This window comes from Cohnella xylanilytica (genome assembly GCF_014212175.1).
GTDB lineage: Bacteria > Bacillota > Bacilli > Paenibacillales > Paenibacillaceae > Cohnella > Cohnella xylanilytica.
Genome location: NZ_JACJVR010000104.1, coordinates 1 through 17,846 on the forward strand (window position 1 = coordinate 1; position 17,846 = coordinate 17,846).

General features: G+C 62.3%; 10 protein-coding genes. 2 read left to right on the top strand and 8 right to left on the bottom strand.

The window, feature by feature from the left end:
* Nucleotides 1-279: 279 nt before the first annotated feature.
* From H7B90_RS25715 to H7B90_RS25740, 5 genes are all read right to left on the bottom strand, one after another.
* Nucleotides 280-1,605 carry an ABC transporter substrate-binding protein gene (locus tag H7B90_RS25715; RefSeq protein WP_185138763.1) on the bottom strand — a complete coding sequence of 442 codons (1,326 nt, stop codon included), beginning with the start codon at nt 1,603-1,605 and terminating at the stop codon, nt 280-282.
* On the bottom strand, nt 1,598-3,373 hold the full coding sequence (locus tag H7B90_RS33155; protein ID WP_311772810.1) for a response regulator: 1,776 nt from the start codon (nt 3,371-3,373) through the stop codon (nt 1,598-1,600). The genes H7B90_RS25715 and H7B90_RS33155 overlap by 8 nt, the downstream gene beginning before the upstream one ends.
* A 4-nt stretch (nt 3,374-3,377) precedes the next feature.
* Nucleotides 3,378-5,138: a sensor histidine kinase gene (locus tag H7B90_RS25730; RefSeq protein ID WP_185138764.1), complete on the bottom strand. Its 1,761-nt coding sequence runs from the start codon at nt 5,136-5,138 to the stop codon at nt 3,378-3,380.
* Nucleotides 5,139-5,447: 309 nt separating this feature from the next.
* On the bottom strand, nt 5,448-6,419 hold the full coding sequence (locus H7B90_RS25735; RefSeq protein ID WP_185138765.1) for a phosphotransferase family protein: 972 nt from the start codon (nt 6,417-6,419) through the stop codon (nt 5,448-5,450).
* A gap of 155 nt (nt 6,420-6,574) precedes the next feature.
* Complete coding sequence (locus tag H7B90_RS25740) at nt 6,575-9,928, bottom strand: DUF5107 domain-containing protein (RefSeq protein ID WP_185138766.1); 3,354 nt, start codon at nt 9,926-9,928, stop codon at nt 6,575-6,577.
* 143 nt (nt 9,929-10,071) lie between these two features.
* Here H7B90_RS25740 and H7B90_RS25745 point away from each other — a divergent pair, with 143 nt between their 5' ends.
* A complete protein-coding gene (locus tag H7B90_RS25745; protein ID WP_185138767.1) occupies nt 10,072-10,959 on the top strand; it encodes an AraC family transcriptional regulator in 888 nt (295 codons plus the stop codon).
* On the opposite strand, the gene H7B90_RS25750 is transcribed toward H7B90_RS25745, so the two are convergent.
* From H7B90_RS25750 to H7B90_RS25760, 3 genes are all read right to left on the bottom strand, one after another.
* Nucleotides 10,956-12,068 (bottom strand): GGDEF domain-containing protein, encoded by a 1,113-nt coding sequence (locus H7B90_RS25750; RefSeq protein WP_185138768.1) that lies wholly within the window; start codon nt 12,066-12,068, stop codon nt 10,956-10,958. The genes H7B90_RS25745 and H7B90_RS25750 overlap by 4 nt on opposite strands.
* Nucleotides 12,069-12,401: 333 nt before the next feature.
* A complete protein-coding gene (locus H7B90_RS25755; protein ID WP_185138769.1) occupies nt 12,402-13,901 on the bottom strand; it encodes an alpha/beta hydrolase family protein in 1,500 nt (499 codons plus the stop codon).
* 174 nt (nt 13,902-14,075) lie between these two features.
* Nucleotides 14,076-16,772 carry a family 78 glycoside hydrolase catalytic domain gene (locus H7B90_RS25760; protein WP_185138770.1) on the bottom strand — a complete coding sequence of 899 codons (2,697 nt, stop codon included), beginning with the start codon at nt 16,770-16,772 and terminating at the stop codon, nt 14,076-14,078.
* 177 nt (nt 16,773-16,949) lie between these two features.
* Between H7B90_RS25760 and H7B90_RS25765 the strand changes: the two genes are divergently transcribed.
* Nucleotides 16,950-17,831: an AraC family transcriptional regulator gene (locus tag H7B90_RS25765; RefSeq protein WP_185138771.1), complete on the top strand. Its 882-nt coding sequence runs from the start codon at nt 16,950-16,952 to the stop codon at nt 17,829-17,831.
* Nucleotides 17,832-17,846 lie beyond the last annotated feature (15 nt).

Consider the following 17,846-nt stretch of genomic DNA (forward strand, 5'->3'; position numbering starts at 1 on the left):
AAATGGCGGTTGCAGGGACCTGCCCGCGGCGATCCCCCGCTGTAACCGCCAAAATGGCGGTTGCAGGGACCTGCCCGCGGCGATCCCCCGCTGTAACCGCCAAAATGGCGGTTGCAGGGACCTGCCCGCGGCGATCCCCCGCTGTAACCGCCAAAATGGCGGTTACAGAGCCCGGCCCGCGGCGATCCCCCGCTTTAACCGCCAAAATGTCGGTTGCATTAAACGCGAGTCCGGCATTCGACTTACGAGCGCCGACGAGGGGCTCGCGGCACGCCGGCGTCACTCCTCCTCCTTCTGCTGGCGGTCGATGGCCGCCTGCAGCTCTTCCATATACATGCGCGGCGTATAGTCCGCGTTCATGACGAGCAGCTGCGCGTTGTCCCAAGCGACGGCCTGCGCGTCCGTATCGAACAGCGCTTCGAACCAGAGCGCGCCGTTCTTCACGCTCTCGATCGTCGTCTGCGCCAATTGCGTCAGCGACGGCAAGGATGCAGGCATCCGGTCCACCTTGAAGCCGCTGATGACTCCCTTCTCCTTCATCGCCCGGTCGCCGTAATCCTCGAACACCGCCTTGACCCACTTCTTCATCGTATCGTCGTACGAAGCCGCGGAGAAGGAAGTGGTCAGCCCCGCGTTCAAGAGCCAATCGTCCGTCGTCCCCTTGCCCCCGGCAACCAGCGGAATATTGAACAAGCCGATCTGCTCCGTACCGATGCGGTTCTTGGCCGGGTCGTTGAAGTCTCGCAGGCTCCAGCTGCCCGTGTAATACATGGCGGCTTGGCCCTGAAGGAACCGATTCACCGCTTCCTCCATGTCCGTCGTGTTCACGTGATCCCCGAAGTAGCCGCGAAGCGCCATCTTCTGCACGACGGACGCCGCCTCGACGAACCCGGGATCGGTCAGCCGCAGCTCGCCCCGGTCCACCTTCTGCATCGCGTCGTAACCGTACACTCGGATAACGTACCCGTTGATAAGCCGGGTGATCGGCCATTTCTGGGCGCCGGCCAGGGCGAAGGGCTGAACGCCGGCCGTCCGGAACCGCTCCGCCGCTTGCAGCAGCTCGTCCCACGTCTTCGGCTCCTTCACCCCGTACTTGGCGAACAGCTTCTTGTTGTACCAGAACCCTTCGACGTTAATCTCCAGCGGCAGCGCGTACAGCCCCTGGCTGCGGGTCATCGATTTGAGCAGCTTGACCGCCGCCGGATTCAGCTCGTCTCCGAGGCCGATCTCGGCGAACGCCTTCTCGACGTCGAGCACGTAGCCGTTGTCGGACAACCGCTCGAGAGGCCGGCCCGACTCGTAGGCGAACAGGTCCGGGAGATCGTTGCTCGCGGCCAGCAGCTGGATTTTCTGAAGGAGATCCGACGTGCCCACGTTCTCGAATTCGTACTTGACGTCCGGGTGGCTCTTCTCGTATTCCCGGGCCCGATCGCTGATCAGCCGAGGCTGCATGAATTCCAAGTCGGAAGTGACGTAGCGGATCACCCGCGCCTTGTCCGAGACGATCGTCTTCCCGCCTTCCAGGCCGATTCCTCCCGCCGAGCAAGAGGCGAGAACCGGGACCAGGGCAACGGCGGCCGCGAGCGCCCGAAGCGGCTTAATCATGGCTGTCTCCCTCCTCGCGGCTATCCGGCATTCCCCGGCTCTCCCGATACTGTCCCGGCGTCAAGCCGACGTGCTTCTTGAACAGCTCCGTGAAGTGCCGATAGTTGTAGTAGCCGACCTTCTCGCTCGCCTCGTTCACCTTCAGGCCGCGGCGCAGCAGAACCTTCGCTTGCTCTAGACGAAGCCTGGTCACGTGCTTGATGTAGGAATGACCGACCTTCTCCTTGAACAGCAAGCTGAAATACGTGGCGTTCATCCCGACGTGCTCCGCCACCTCCTGCAGCGTCAGATCCCGATCGTAGTTCTTCTCGATGAAGGCGAGGGCTTTGTCGACCGCTCCGTGCTTGGAGGTCCGCTTCGATTCGGCCATTCCGTCCATCAGCTTCCCGAGGTAGCTCCCGAGCCAGCGGAACATCTCGTCCCTCGTGCGCATGCCGCCGAGCTCCCGGTGCGGCACGGTCTCGGCATGGCCGGCCTGCCTCTCGTTCTTCAGCCCCGATTCCTTCGCCACCTGCAGACCAAGATACGCCAGCTTGAGCAGCTCCCGCTCGGCCAGATCCGGGTTCAGCCTCTCCGATTCCATCCATCGCTTGACGGCTTCCAGATGGCCGCTCAGCGCTTCGCGATTGCCGGTCCGCAGGAAGAACACGAGCTCCTCCTCCCGTTCGGACAATCCTTCCGGGAACGATTCGCTCTCCTCGGCGTGCTCGAACCGGGTCCATCCCTTCTCCTCCAGGAACAGGCCGTAACGCAGCGCGCGCAGAGCTTCCTTGCAGCTCCGGCCCGCGTCCTTGACTTCGGGGTACGTGAGACCGGAGCCGACCGTCCCGTTCATGTGCGGAGAGCGAAGCTCAAGGCGTTCCCACAGCGAGTCCGCGGGAAGCTCGTAATGGAACACGACGGCGACCCATTCGTCGCCGTTCGGGAACGCAACGGAGCGGTATGGCATCGGAATGGCGGCATCCGCATCCGCTGCACTCGGCTCATCCTGCTCTTCCGCCTCCTTCTTCGCCGTCTTCGTCTTCTTCGCCTTCTTCGAGCCCCTCTCATCCGTCCCATCGGCCATGCCCGATTCGCCTAAGGTCGATTCTGCCGCGCCCGCTGCATTCGACTCATCCTGCGCTCCCGTCTCCGCTTCCGCTCTCGTCGCCTCAAGCTCGGCCGCCGAACCCTCCCCGCCCGGCGGCGGGGCGTCCAGCGCTTCCAGGAGCTCCTGCGCCGATCCCGCCAAGACCGTCACGCCGACGATGCGCCCCGCTTCTTCCTCGCCGAACGCCTGCCTCCAGGCGGGAAGCGCCTCCTCTCCGAGCAGCACCAGATCGCGCGTCGCCTTCTCCAGCAGCGCCTCCTTGCTCGCCTCGAGCCTGCCCTTCAGCTCCGTATGCTCCCGTTGGCGGCCGATTCTCTCGATCGTCCGGAGCATTGCCTCGTCCACCTTCTCGATCGTGACCGGCTTCTCGATGTAATCGACGACGCCCAGCTTCAGCGCTTGGCGAATGTAGTCGAATTCGTTGAAGCCGCTGAACACGATGCAGGCGGTGTCGGGGGCTTCCCTCGAGATCGCCTCGATCAGCTTCAGACCGTCCATGCCCGGCATCCGAATATCGGTCATGACGATGTCGGGCTTCAGCTCGCGGACCATGTTCAGCGCCGAGAAGCCGTCTCCGGCGGTGCCGGCGAGCTCGATGCCGTAGCGGCCCCAATTGATCATGGCGCGAAGTCCTTGGGTTACGATATATTCGTCGTCGAAAATCGCGGCCTTCAGCACCGCCTCACCCCCCTCTCAGCTCGTCCGGCCGGAACCGGATCTCGACCTTCGTCCCGCGGCCGGGCTCGCTGAATACCTGCATCGAGCTGCCAGGGCCGTAATAAAGCGCGAGCCGTTCGCGCACGTTGCGCATGCCGTAGCCCTGCTCCGTCAGCCGGACGTCTTCCATGCCGACCCCGTCGTCCTCCACGGCGAACGCGGCCGTCCCTTCCTCCATCCGTCCCGTCAGCTTCACCGTCCCCTCTCCGAGCTTCGGCTCCAGGCCGTGATAGATCGCGTTCTCGACGAGCGGCTGGAGCACGAGCTTCAGAATCTCGACGCCCATCAGCGCCGGGTCCACGTCGACGATGTATCGGAAGCGGGACTTGTAGCGCAAGTTCTGGATCGTCATGTAATGCTCGATATGCTGAAGCTCCTTGAACACCGGAATCGTCTCCTTGCCTTTGTTCAGGCTGAGCTTGAAGCTCTCGGACAAGGCGACCGCCATCTTGGCGATGTCGTCGTTGTTCTGCAGTACGGCCATCCAATAGATCGAATCCAGCGTGTTGTATAGAAAATGAGGCTTGATCTGCGCCTGCAGCGAACGAAGCTCGGCTTCTCTCTCCTTCAGCCGGGCGTGAATCAGGCTCTCGCTTAACTGCTGGTTCTCGGAAGAGATGCGGCGGAACGTCTCCCCGATCGCCCCGACCTCGTCCTCCTCGAACGACGTCTCCTGCGCCTGGGTCCCCTTCCCCTTGGACCAGTCGACCATCAGCTTCTTGAGCTGAAGCAGCGGCCGGGTGATGCTGCCGGACACGAACAGGGAGAGCAGGATCGCGATCAGGGCGATGACGGACGCGATCAGCGTCGTCGCCGTGCCGATCCGATTCGAGTCCTGCAGCAGCGCGCTCGCCTTCACGGCGTGGAGGAACGTCCAGCCCGTCGTCTCGTTGCGGTATCCGATCGTCAGGTAGCCCTCTTCGCGCAGCGCGCGGATAACCTCGTCCTCGTCGTCGTCGGGCCGGAACGATGCCGCCAGCTCCGGGTCCCCCGCATAGACGCCGCGCGTCGGAGCTCCGGTCGCGTCCAGCACGAGGAACCCGCTGTCTTCTCCGTCGTTCATCGCTTGAGCGAACATCGATTTCTTCAAGTTGATGACGAGCAGCCCGATCGGCTTGAAGTCGGCCGGATCCCGCAGCAGCTTCACGCTGGAGAAGGAACCGGCGGTATCCGCAGGCTGCAGCACGTTGTAGCTGAAGAAGACCTCTTTGCCGCTTGCGGCGACGGCTTGACGGTACCAATCCGCGCGGCCGATCTCCGCCCTTCCGGCGGGACTCGCGTAGATGCCGGCGTTCGCGTCCGCGCTTCCGTAGCAGACGGACCGGAAGCCCCGGTCGAACAGGCAGATCGTATCGATATGCCGGGTGTCGATCAGGTTGCGCACGACCACGTTCTGCAGCCGGTTGGCCGTGCGAATGTCGATGACGCGGCCGCCTTCCGCGACGCTGGCCTTCAGCTCGCCGCGAAGCGCGTCGTTGGCCAGAATAAGCCGGTGCATATTGATGACGTTGCGAAGCAGCAGGTCCGCCACCTCGCTCGCCGTCTTCAGATTGTGCTCGTTATTATCCAAGTGATTGCGAACGATCGTATCCTTGGAGATATTGAAGGAGATAGATCCAAGCAGAATAAGCGGCGGCACCGACAGCAGAGCCATCGCCAGCAGAATCCGGGTGCGAAGCTTGCGGGGACGGTAGCGCGCCGCGATCCGGCGCAGACGGGAGAGCATCGGACGACCGCCTTTGGCTCGCGGGGACGGGATGCGAAGGCAGGTCCCCGCCGCGATGATGTGTTTCGATAGTGCCTGTACGACTCTATTGTAAACGAATACAAGACCGATAGACATCCGCGCGATTTTTTTGGCTGGGTGTCCGATTTATTTGGGTATTCGGTCTCGACGGCCGGAATAGGCGAAGGCAACGACTCCCGATGGAATCGTTGCCTTCGATTGCCGTCCTGCGGCGCGTTCCCTTATAAGCGTCCGATGTCTTCGGTCAAACGGCTGGGCCGAATTCGCCTTCGGATCCGGTTCTTCCACTTACGGTTCGAGTCCGCCCTCCTTAAGGGCCGCCATGCCTTCCCGAATCCGCGCGATCGCCCATTCGTAGGTTCCGCGGTCTTCATATTGCCTGTAATCGCATTCCAGAGCGGAGATGAGATACAGATAGAGATCGTACCAGCGGATTCGGATTCGCTGCGACGCCGTCAGCTCCCGAAGGCCGTAGCCTTCGAGGAAGTGCGGATTGCTCGCGAACGAGCGGAATCCGACTTCGAGCAGGGGGTCCGCCCACAAGCACCGTTCGAAATCGATTAGCCCGGTCACGGCTCCGTTCTCGATAAAGACGTTGCCCGCCCACAAGTCCCAATGAACGAGCTTAGGCACCGCCACCTCCCGGAAAGCGTCGGCGTCCCGCCGCAGCAGCTCCAGCATATCGAGCGGGTCCATTCGCAAATCGATCTTCAGAGCCTCGGCATCCCGGACGGCATCCATCAGAATGCTTCGATAGACTTCGAACCAATCGGAGCCTTGCTTGTCGGGCTGGCCGAAGTACCCGAACCGTTCCCCGACGATTCCGTTCATTCGCGAATTGTACTGGCCGATCTGGCGCTCGATCCGCTCTCTGGCCTCGTCGTCCAGCTCGTTCATGGCCGAATGATAGCTTCGTCCCGGCAGCTTCTCCATGATGAAGTAATCCGCTTCGCATATCTCCCGGGTGTCGTCGTAGAATAAGATTCTAGCGACGGGAACGTCGGTCCGTTCGGCGACGAGCCGCATCGAGCGGACTTCGCTGGACATGATGTTCCTCTCGTGGCTCATGAGCGGCGTCCCCTCGGCGGGCCCGACCTTGAGCACGACGGCGCTTCCGTCCGACAGCCCGACCGAATAGGCCGCATTGAAGAAGCCTTCCGTCAATTCCGAGACGCCGGTCGCCGTTACGCCGGGACAAGCTCTCGCGATCATTCGGTCGATCGTCGCCCTCGGCTGCTTGTTCTTCGTCTGGCTCTCCATCCCCGTCCCCCTCATCGTGCACTCGCGTTATCCCCTTATTTTATCGCGGATGCGGCAGACAGGCCAAGAGCCCCGAGCGCCTAAAAAAAAACGACGAAGCGGCGCCTTCTTGCAGCGCCGGCTTCGCCCGATTCGGCATGTCGCTTGACCGGCCGTTAACCGCACATTCCCAGATGAATCCTCGCTCCGGCATGGTGAACGTCCAGAGCGAGCGCTTGTTGAAGCCGAGCCCGGGCCTCCGCCTTGCGTCCCAACCCGAGCAGGCCGAGCCCCATCATGTAGAGGCAATGGATCCGGTTGCGCTTGTTCAGATCGTCTTCGAAGACGAGGAAGTCCGGCAGCGAGACGGCGAAGTAGTCGAAGCCGACCTCGTCCCTCAGATGCTTCTCCCCGTAATCGATCAGCTTGTTGAACCGGCGCTTCGCTTCCTTCGCGTTCCCCAGCTTCGTCCATGCCATCCCCTGGTAGAAAATCATATCCGGCGGCTGGTCGTTGTAATACATCGCCCCGGACGGCTCCTCCAGCCCTACGGAGGCGATTCGCCAGCATTCCTCGGCCTTCTCGGGCATCCCCATGGCTTCATAGGCGTTGCCCAAGTAATAGTAGATATGGTTCTCCTGCGCCCCGTGCAGCTTCCCTTCTCCCGGATTGTCCGGATAGACGAGCGCTTCCGACAGATGCCCGGCCGCCTCTTCGAAGCTCCCCTCCGCGAGAGCGAGCTTGGCCAGCTCGACGTGAGCCAGCACGTGCTGGCCGGTCGTCTTGCCTTCCCCGCCTTCCCACGGGTGGAACTTCCGCGCGGCGAGAGCGGCGAGAGCCTCCTTATGCTTCGCTAAGGCGTTAAGCAGCGTGACGTATTCCAGGTACAGATCGTCGCGCTTCTCGACGAGAGCCCTATGCGGGAGCAGTCGGGCGAGCCTCCGCTCGGCCGGATCGCCGAGCTTCTTGTACAGCTGGTCGAGCTCGTACAGCACGCGCGCATCGTCCGTCCGGCAGGCGAACGCCTTCTCGAGCGAGGCGAGAGCCGCTTGCGAGTCTCCCCTCTTGTTGTAGTAAGCGAGCGCCAAATTCCGATGGACGGTCGGGAACGCGTCGTTCGCGGCGAGGGAAGCTTCCCAATGGGCGATGGCGTCGGCATGGCGCTTCTTGTCGTACAACCAGTTGCCGAGCAGATAATGCGCGCGGTCGTCTTCGTCGTCGGCGGCGACGGCGCTCTCCAACGCGAGCAGGTCGAACAGGCTGTTCGGGAAGCAGTAGTCCGGCGGCGAGCTCCGTCCGGTCCGCCGATGGGCCGCCGCCAAGTCCGCGCGGCCGGCGCGTTCATGAAGATAGCCGAGCGCGTAATGGAGCATCGGGTACGCGTCCGCTTCGGCGTCCGGGACGAGACGATTCAGTACGTCGACGGCTTCTTCGAACAAGCCGCATTCCGCGTAGTCGGACGCCAGGCTTATCGTATTGTGGGGGTCGTCCCGCATGAGGCGTCTCAATTCCCCGAGAGCCCGGTACGCCTCCGTCCGCTCGCCCCGTTCCGCGAGAGCCAACGCCCGTTCGTTCGCCGCTCCGAAGTCCGCGACGTCCAGCCGCAGCGTCTCGTCGGCATAGGAGACGGCTTCGGCCGCACGCCCGAGCTTGCGCAGCAGCGCCGCCTTCAGATGGCGGGCTTTGTAATTCCGGGCATTGCGGATCAGCGAGCGTTCGACCAGTTCTAACGCCTGCCCGAACGATCCCTTCTCCGCCGCGATCCGGGCGAGCGAGAAGTACCCGGCATCCTGCCACGCGGCGGACCAGGTCGACTTGTAGAAGGCGGCGAACGCTTCTTCCAGGCGGCCTTGCAGCTTAAGCGCCACGCCCAGCCGATAGAGCGCCTCGCTGTCGTACGGGTTCGGATTGCGCCAGGCCAGCGACTTCGCCGCCGTTCGGAAGTGCCCCTCGGCTTCCGCGAACAAGCCGCGCCTCAGCAGCAGCGCTCCGTACGCGACGTTGATGCGGATGTCGCTTGGATCCCGCTTCAAGCCTTCGCGATAATAGGCTTCCGGCTCGAACGTAGCGTGACGGTATTGCTCGAGATGCAGGCCGGCCAAGTAGAGCTGCTCGTTCGTCCGCAGCTCCTCCGGCTGCGGCAGCGGCTCGGCGGCGTCCGGCACTTCGGCGATCGACGGCTCGGCGGGACGGTACGAGACCAGAAGACGCCCCTCCGAATCGCGAACGGTAACCGTCAAGTCGTGCGGCCGGTCGCCATCGTCCAGGGAGACGACGGACTTGAACGTCGAGACCGGGGAGAGCTCGACCGTCTCCTTGAAGTAAGAGCGTCCCTTCCCCTTCAGTTCAACGACCGCGCCCTTGAAGACCGAAGTCGCGTAAGCCCGCACGTCCGCCGCGCGAGCCGTCTCGTCGACCTCGAGATTGACCGCGGCGTCGACGGTCGCGTTTTTGACCACCCCGATGTCCTTGTACGGCATGAAGTATTGCTTGAACGCCTTCTCCTCGTACGGCTGCAGCCAGGCGAAGTCGGGCTGGTTGTCGGTGTAGACGCCCGTCATCAGCTCGATGTAAGGGCCGTCCTCGTCGGTCAGGTTGCGGTCCCATGCCTGGCCGAACTCGCCGTTCCCCCACGTCCACTGCTTCTTGCCGGGGGAGACGTGGCGGTCGGCCACGTGCAGCAAGCCGGCCCGGACCGAGTGGTCGTAGCCTCCGACGAAGTCGTAATCCGACTTGTAGGCCATGTACGAGGTCGGAACCGGGATGTTGCGGTAGCGCGAGATGTCGACGCCTTCCGAATAATCCATTTTGTAATAGGTGCCCGTGGCGATCGGGAAGCGGGAGACGTCCCGCTTGCCGTGGTCGAACACCGCCGTGACGTCGGGCGGGAACACCGATTGCGTATGGTCGTTGACGGCGACGGCCGGGTTGGCCCACCAGAGGAACGTCTGCGGCTCCGGCGTCCGGTTGTACAGCTGAGCCGAGATCTCGAGATAAGCCTTCCCCGGGTACAAGGTGAAGCCCGCGGTCATCTTCGTTCCGTACATCCGGTCGATCTCGCTGACCCACACCGTCGCGCTGCCGTCTTCATTCTCGGCGATCCGGTGCTCGACCGGCCCGAACGTATTCGGACGGTGGTGCTGCGGCCAGTTGAACTCGATGCCGCCCGAGATCCAGGGACCGGCGAGACCGACGAGCGCCGGCTTGATGACCCGGTTGTAATAGACGAAGTCGTAGCCGTTGGTCTTGTCGAGAGCCCGGTAGACGCGGCCTCCAAGCTCCGGCATAATCTCGATTCTTACGTATTCGTTCTCCAGGACGGCGAGCCGGTACTTCTTCGGCCGCTTCTCGTCTTCGATCCGGTCGACGACCGGGTGCGGATAGACGCGGCCGGAGCTGCCTTGATAGACCCGCTTCTCCAGGAACATCGGATTACGGTCCGGCTCCCCCGTCCCGTAAGTGGGGATCGCCTTGTCCTCTTCCCAGACGCGAACGGGAGGCGTTCCCGTGACGTCTTGCGATGCGGCCATGCTCCATTCCTCCTTCTCTTCGATACCTCTACTTTACCGTTCGGCGGCGGCGGAACCAATTGACGAAATGCGGTTTGTGGTGGATTATATTCTTAAAATAAATCGTAATTGATCCTTCGGGGATCGGATTGGAGGCGTACGGGATGGAGCATCCGCGGATGATGGACGGCTTCGAGGAGCAGATCCTGTTCGTGCTCTCCGACTACATGGCGGGCGAGCTGGCCCGCTCGAAGCTGACGCGGGGCCTTCATGTGAGGGACATCGGTTATTTTCCACGCGCCCGCTATCATTACCGGGAGCGGCCCGGGGGCTCCGACGCCCATATTCTGATCTACTGCGCGGACGGGGAAGGCTGGGTGGAGATCGACGGAAGAAGGGCGATCGTGAAGGAAGGCAGCCTCGCCGTCGTTCCGGCGAACGTCCCTCATCGGTACGGCGCATCCGCGGAATCGCCATGGAGCATCTACTGGCTTCATCTTCATGGCGAGCTGGCCGCCGATTACCTCGCGCTGTACGGTCTCGGACAGGGAGTCGTCAAGCTGCCGGCGTCGGCCTATTCGGCTTGGGCCGACTCCTTCGAGCGCTGCTGCCGGCTGCTCTCGGACAAGCCGTATTCGCTGCCCGCGCAGACGCTCGTCTCCCAGACGGTCGGCCTGCTGCTGGGCACCGTCGGCATGAGCGCGGTGAGTTCGCCGCGCGACCGGAAGAGGGAGCAGGACTTGGAGCGCGCCATCCGATACATGAACGACCGCTTGACCGAGACGGTCTCCCTGTCCGAACTGGCGGCCTGCTCGGGCGTCTCCCGGCAGCATCTCGTTCATCTATTCAAGAAGGAGACCGGGTTCCCCCCCATCGAATACTTCCTCCGGCTCAAAATGCAAAAAGCCGGCCAGCTGCTCAGCCTGACCGACCTGACGGTGAAGGAGATCGCGGCGGCCGTGGGCGTCGGCGATCCCTACTATTTCTCCCGATTGTTCAAAAAACTGATGGGCGTGTCGCCCGCTCATTACCGCAGCGTGCCGAAGGGCTAGGCGTCCGGCTGGCCGGCGGCCTCCGGGACATGGGCGGTCCGGTTCTTGCCGAGCCGCTTCGCTTCGTACAGCCGGGCGTCGGCCCGCTCGAACAAGGCGTCCGCGTCCAGGCCCGGCTCGTAAGCCGCGACTCCGACGCTGACCGTCGCCCCCTTCCCGTCCAGCTCCGAGAAGACAAGCTGCGAGACCGCGGTCCGAATCGCCTCGCAGGCCCGCACCGCCTCGCCGACGTCCGGCTCGAACAGCAGCAGCGCGAACTCTTCGCCGCCGTACCGGGCGGCGACGCCGCTGGCGGGAAGCCGCTCCTTCACGGTCCGGGCGACGCTTGCGAGCACGGCGTCTCCGGCCAGATGGCCGTAAGTGTCGTTGATGCTCTTGAAGTCGTCGATATCGAGCAGAGCCAGCTGGAAGGAGGCCCGGGTCCCTTCGGCCGCGTAATCCAGAGCCATCGCGTAATGCTCGCGGAAGGTCGCCTGGTTGTACAAGCCGGTGAGCTGGTCCATCTTCGCCTGCCGGCTCATGATCGCGTATTGGACCATCAGCTCCTGCTTGGCGGACATCGCCGTGTACAGCTCCTTCTGCAGCTCGCGCCCTCGGATCATAAGAATGCCCGCCACGAGCGCGCAAATGACGATGAAGGCGGGAACGGAGATGACGTCGAACGCGGTCAGATAGCTCCGGTAGCTCTCGCTGCGGGCGAGCAGAAGGAAGAAGGCGGCGATCTGAAGCAGCGCCGTGAAGATCATCAGCCGTCTCCGGTAGAACAAGACCGCGACGAGAATCGGCAGCAGGAACAGCGCGGAGATGATTCGAATGTCGGTGTTGAGCCGTATGATGGTGACGGCCAGCACCGTTCCGGCCGAGATGAGCGCGTAGAACGTGAACCGCTTCGCGACCGCGTCGATCATCCAAGCGCTTGCGATCGCGCTGCCCGCGACGATCGTCGGCTTGAGCAGCACGTAATAGTAGAATTCGGTCGGACCGGCCGAATAAGGTAGGAACCAGTAGGAGAACAGTTGCGCCGCGTCGTGGAAGAGGAGAATTCCCCAATAGGACGTCCAGATCTTCCGGATCCACTTCGCTTCGTTGTCGGTAACAGGGTTGCTCATAGATTCTCCCGTCGAGGTTCGAGTCTGCGATGCCTTATAGAACCATATTAAGAATTCCCATTCCTAGTAGCAAGCTTCTCCCCGATAATTAACAAAGTTCTCACAGGCTGGCTGCCCTTCCTACAGTCAATGGTTACCGTCGGACCGAATCCTTGAATACGTTTGTCAGCTTCAGGCGACTTTCATCACTCACTTAATCGATAAAACCTCCCCTGGAAGCGATTCAAACTGGTTTGCTTCCAAGAAGAGGTTTTAATGGACAGGATGGATTGCACTCGCATTGTCCGATAGCGTGCTGACGTTGTTCATCTAAACCGCAGCCTGCTCCGCACTTTATAGCGAGGTTACGAATTTCGCCTCCGGAAAGCGGCGATCCGGTCCTTTCATTAAGTTTCCGCCCTGATTTTTCAGATGCATATCGAAGAAGTCCAGCATATAGGCATTGATAACGGAGCTCGCTCTTCCGGGCGCAATCGTTCCGGTAATGCCCAGCATGTTGAAAATCGGAGATACGAACTGGACGTCGGTAAAATTCAAATGCTCCGTATTTTCGATATAGAGAACTCGTCCCCCTGCGTCGACCGATTCGCGCATCCGTTCAAGCTCCAACTTCTTATCTTCCGTTACTTGATCTTCCCACTCTCTGGTCGAGCCCATTCGGTTAAGCTCCGCGTCCGTGTATACCCGGTTTTCCGTCACCCTTTTTAATTTATCGAAATAGCTCTCCGAGTTGATGAACAAAACCGGCTTTCGCAGAGCTTCTCGGTCGCGCAGCCGATAAAGCCCTCCATCCAGGTCGACTCCAACGGCGATGCGCGGATCGTAAGAAGCGTCATAGGCCGTCGCTCCGCCGATGGAATGGCCGAACACCCCGACATGGCCGAGATCCAATCTCCCTTCGAGGCGACTTGGAATCTGCCCCGATTGGATGAGCTCGAATTGGTCCAGCACGAACGCCACATCGTCGGTTAGAACTTTTCCCAACTTGTCGCGATTATCTCTGCTCGTCCGGTAATCTTGGCCCGGCGAGAATAAGTCGTCCGTCGTGCCGGTCGTGATTCGCCCGTCCGGAAACTCGGTTGCAAAGGTATTGTAGGTGTGGTCGATCGCGGCCACGATATATCCGTGACTCGCGAGATTTTCGGCATGCGACGTGTGGAGGAACCTGGAAGAGCCGTTGCCGGGATTCGCCAGGATCAGCGGGTATGAAGTCTGCGCCGAAGAGACTTCGGCCCCCGAATGAGCATGACTGGATACGTACTTCAGGTGTTGAAACGTAAACCCGGGAAGGCCATAGTCCGCGGCCATATAACGTAAAATCCGGGGATCGGGAACAAAGGGAGCGTGCTTGCCGGTGCCGGCTTGAGCCGGATACCATACCTGAACCATCAATTCTCTTTTGCCGTCTCGGGCTTCGCCGAAAATCTCTTCCCTATTCGGATCCACGAAATGAAAAGTTTGCGTTCCCACCTTAAATTCGCCCGTCGGTTCAGGCAGTTTAAATACGGGGAAAACATACGTGAGCCCCGCTGTTCCGACCAGCATGAGCGCGATGGCGGTATAAGCCGAACCCGCCAGGAATCGGGGGATTCTCATTGGACCGGTTTTTTTAAAATAGCGATAACCTGACACGGCCAAAAAAAGAATCGTCATGCAATAGAGGAAAATTAGCTGGACTCTGCAGCCTTCCACGGTCCAATGAATGACCAGCAACAGCGCGGCGGCCGCGCTTGCAACGAAAACTGGAAATCTGCGCCGTCCGTTTTTTAATCCGACTGTTAATGCGAACAAGCCGATGTTAGACAATAATAGCAACAGTTCGAACAATCTCACCTCAAGTCTCCTTCCAAAAAAGGTTTCGCCGCTTCAGTATAAAGACGGGTTCAAGATTCAAAATATATCAGTCGCGCTGCTTCTCCTTTAGCGCATAAAAAAGAAGACGGGTCGCCCCGTCTTCCCGTCCTGCTCGGTCCCTCTCGCCTCCGGCATAACCCTCCCGGTTCGCTCCTATGCCTCCGCGCCGGCATTCGCCGGCGCCGCGGTCGAAGCTTCGAAGCGATAGACGCCGGAACCCAGCCGGAACGCCAGCCCTTCCGCGGTCTCCTCTACGTCCGAGACGCCTTCCGCGTCCTCGAGCCGTTGGCCCGATTCCGTCACGTCGGCCAGCTTCGCTCCCGCAAGCCGAACGTCGGCGGACGCGTTGGCCGGCACCGTCACTTCGTAGACGATGCTTCGCCCGTCCTCCGAGCGCGTCCACGCCGACCGGATCTCGCCGTACGGCGAATCGAGCGTCGCCTCGGCGAACGTCAGCGAGCCTCCTGGCAGCGGCCGGAGGCGGATCCGCCGGTAGCCCGGCTCCGCTTCGTCCGCGTCGATGCCGGACACCGAGCCGAACAGCCAATCGCCGACCGCCCCGTACGCGTAATGGTTGTACGAGTTCATGTCGTCGCTCCAGAAGCTGCCGTCCGGCTTGATGCCGTCCCAATGCTCCCAGATCGTCGTCGCTCCCCGGATGACCGGGTAGAGCCACGACGGGTATTCCCGGCGCTCCAGCAGCTTGTAAGCCAACTCGCCGTACCCGAACCTCGTCAACACGCGGCACAGGTACGGCGTGCCGACGAAGCCGGTCGTCAGCTGCGTCCCGCTCTCTTCGACCAGCTTGGCGAGCCGGTCCGCAGCCGCCCGGCGGTTCTCCTCCTCGAGCAGATCGAACATAAGCGCGACCGCGTAAGCCGTCTGGGTCGGAGACGCGAGCCTCCCGCTCGGCGTCACGAATTCGTCGCGGAACGCCTTCGCGATTCTCTCCCGCAGCTCGCCGTAAGCGGCCGCCTCCTCCGCGTAGCCGAGAACGCCCGCCGCCTTCGCGAGCAAGCCCGTCGAATGGGCGTAGAAGGCCGTCGCGATCAAGTCCCTCGGCGTCGCGCCGACGTAGCTGTTCTCCTTCGCGTCCAGGCCGAGCCAATCGCCGAAGTGGAAGCCCGTGTTCCAGAGCCGCTCGTCGTCGCCCTGCGCCCGAATATACTCGACCCACTTCTTCATGCTCGGATATTGCTCGCGAAGCAAGGCCTCGTCCCCGTATCTCTCGTAGATGATCCAGGGGACGATGACGGCGGCGTCGCCCCACGCGGCCGAGTTGTACCCGGCGGCGGGCACGTCGGGCACGACGTGCGGCACGCCTCCGTCCGGCTGCTGGTCCGCGGCCAAGTCTCGCAGCCACTTCGCGAAGAACGGCGCGACGTTCCGGTTGTACGTGGCCGCGCGCGCGAACGCCTGCGCGTCGCCGGTCCAGCCGAGCCGCTCGTCGCGCTGCGGACAATCGGTCGGGACGTCGACGAAGTTGCCGATCTGTCCCCAGACGATGTTGTCCGCGAGCTTGTTGATCAGCGGATCGGAGCACCGGAACCGGCCCGCCGGACGAAGGTCGCTCGTCAGGACGCGGCCGACGAACCGGCCGGGAATCTGCTCGGCGGGGATGCCTTCGATCTTGACGTAGCGGAAGCCTTGGAAGGAGAAGACCGGCTCGAACGTCTCCGGACCTTCCCCGGAGCAGACGTAGGTCACCGTCTGCTTCGCCGAGCGCAGATTGCCGACGTAGAAGTTGCCGTCCTTGTCGAGCACCTCCGCATGGCGAAGCGTGACGACCGTTCCCGCCTTCGCCCGCACCGTGAACCGCACCCAGCCGACCATGTTCTGGCCCATGTCGAGCAGCGTCTCGCCCCGCGGCGTCGTCCACACGGATACGGGGACGAGCTCGTCTACGACGCGCACCGGTTCGCTCTCCTGGGCGACGAGCGTCGACTTCGGATGCGAATAAGGGACCGCGCTCGCCCAATCGGAGTCGTCGAACTCCCGCCGCGACCAGCCCTTCTTCTCCAGACGGGCATCGTACGTCTCGCCTTGGTACAGCTCGGACATGCGAAGCGCGCCGTCGCTTCCCTTCCACGTGCCGTCCGTGCCGACGATCTCCTCCGAGCCGTCCGCGTACCGGACGCGGAGCAGAACGAGCGCCGCCCTGGCGTCGCCGTAAACCCGTTTATTTTCCCAGGAGAGCTTCCCTCTGTACCACCCGTTCCCCAGCATGACGCCGATCGCGTTGCCGCCTTCCGACAGCAGGCCGGTCACGTCGTACGTCTGGTATTGAACCCGCTTGGCGTAACTGGTCCAGCCGGGGTTAAGCTGCGTATCGTCCGCCGGAAGGCCGTTCACGAACAGCTTGTAAGCTCCCAGCGCCGAGGCGTAGACGCGGGCGGAAGCGACGGGCTTCGCCACCGAGAAGCTCTTGCGCAGGTAAGCGACCGGCTCGTCGCCCTGCTCGTCCTCGGGCAGCGGGAAGGAGATCCAATCGGCTCCCGACCATTCCGACTCGGAGAAGAACGCCGTCTCGAAGAAGGCCGGGCGGCTCCATTCCGACTCCTCGCCTCCCGCGCCCCATACCTTCACCCGGTAGCAGTACCTCGTCCTCGATTGAAGCGCGGGACCGCCGTAAGGCACGAGAACGGACCGCCCTCCCTCCTCCCTTCCGCTGTCCCAGACGAGAGAGCCTTCGAACGCTTCTCCTTCCGACACTTGAATCCGGTAGGCCGACTGCGTCTCGCCCCTGCGGTCCGATCTCAGCTTCCAGCTCAGTCGGGGCTGCTTGTCGGCGATGCCGACCGGATTCGTCCGGTGGTTGCACGCAAGTCCGTATACTTCGAGGTGCGCCATCTGTTCATTTCCCCTATCTATGATGGATTCGATACGGACGAGCCGCGGCCCGCCCGCTCGCGTTGATCCGTTCTGCTTGGATTGTATCTTGCGCCGAAGAACGGATATAGGGGCGAAACGGACATCCGAGCATGGTAAAATGGACATCAAGCAAGCAGACGAAAGGAGAGCCGTTCGATGAGAAAGCCGCCTTATCGGATGAAAGGGAGCGACCTGTTCCGGGAGGGACTGCGCGTGTTCGTGAACCGGATCGAGGAGAAGTTCGACCTGGGCCTGCACGAGCACGACTTCATCGAGTTTAACTACGTCGCCGAAGGAACCGGGTACCAGTATCTCGGAGACCGTCCTCTCCCCGCGGCCCGAGGGGATCTGTTCGCGCTGCCCGTCGGCATCTCGCACGTATTCCGTCCGTATTCTTCCGAGAAGAACCGCCGGCTCGTCGTCTACAACGTCGTGTTCGGCAAGCCGCTGCTGGAGGAGATCGCGGCGGCCGCGCCGGAGCTCGGGCTCGGCGAGCTGTGGGACTCGCTAAGCGCGGGGCGGCCGGAAGCCGGGACGGTCCGGGATTCGCGCCTGACGCTGGAGCCGCTGTTCGAGCGAATTCACGAGGAGCACGCCGCCCTCCGGCCCGGCGCTTCCGCGATGCTCGTGTCGCTGCTGACCCAGATTCTCGTCGAATGGGTCCGGCTTCTGCGAGCCCGGGACGAACGCGAAGAACCGCCGGCCGGGATCGAGACGATCTCGGAGGCGGTCTCCTTCGTCCGCGAGCGGGCGCTCGAACCGCTTACTCTGCGCGAGACGGCAGAGAGGTTCCGGCTGAGCGAGCGGCATTTCCACCGGCTGTTCAAGCGGCATACCGGCCAGACGTTCCACGAATTCGTGCAGCACCGGAGAGTTCAGGCCGCTTGCGGGCTGCTGCGCTCGACGGCGCACAAGCTGAACGCGATCGCGGCGATGGTCGGCTACCGCGATCTCCAGTCGTTCAGCCGCGCGTTCAAGCGAATCGAGGGGCGAACGCCCGGACGGTACCGGAAGGAGTCGCTTCGTATTGGATATTAACCTGAATTACGAAAG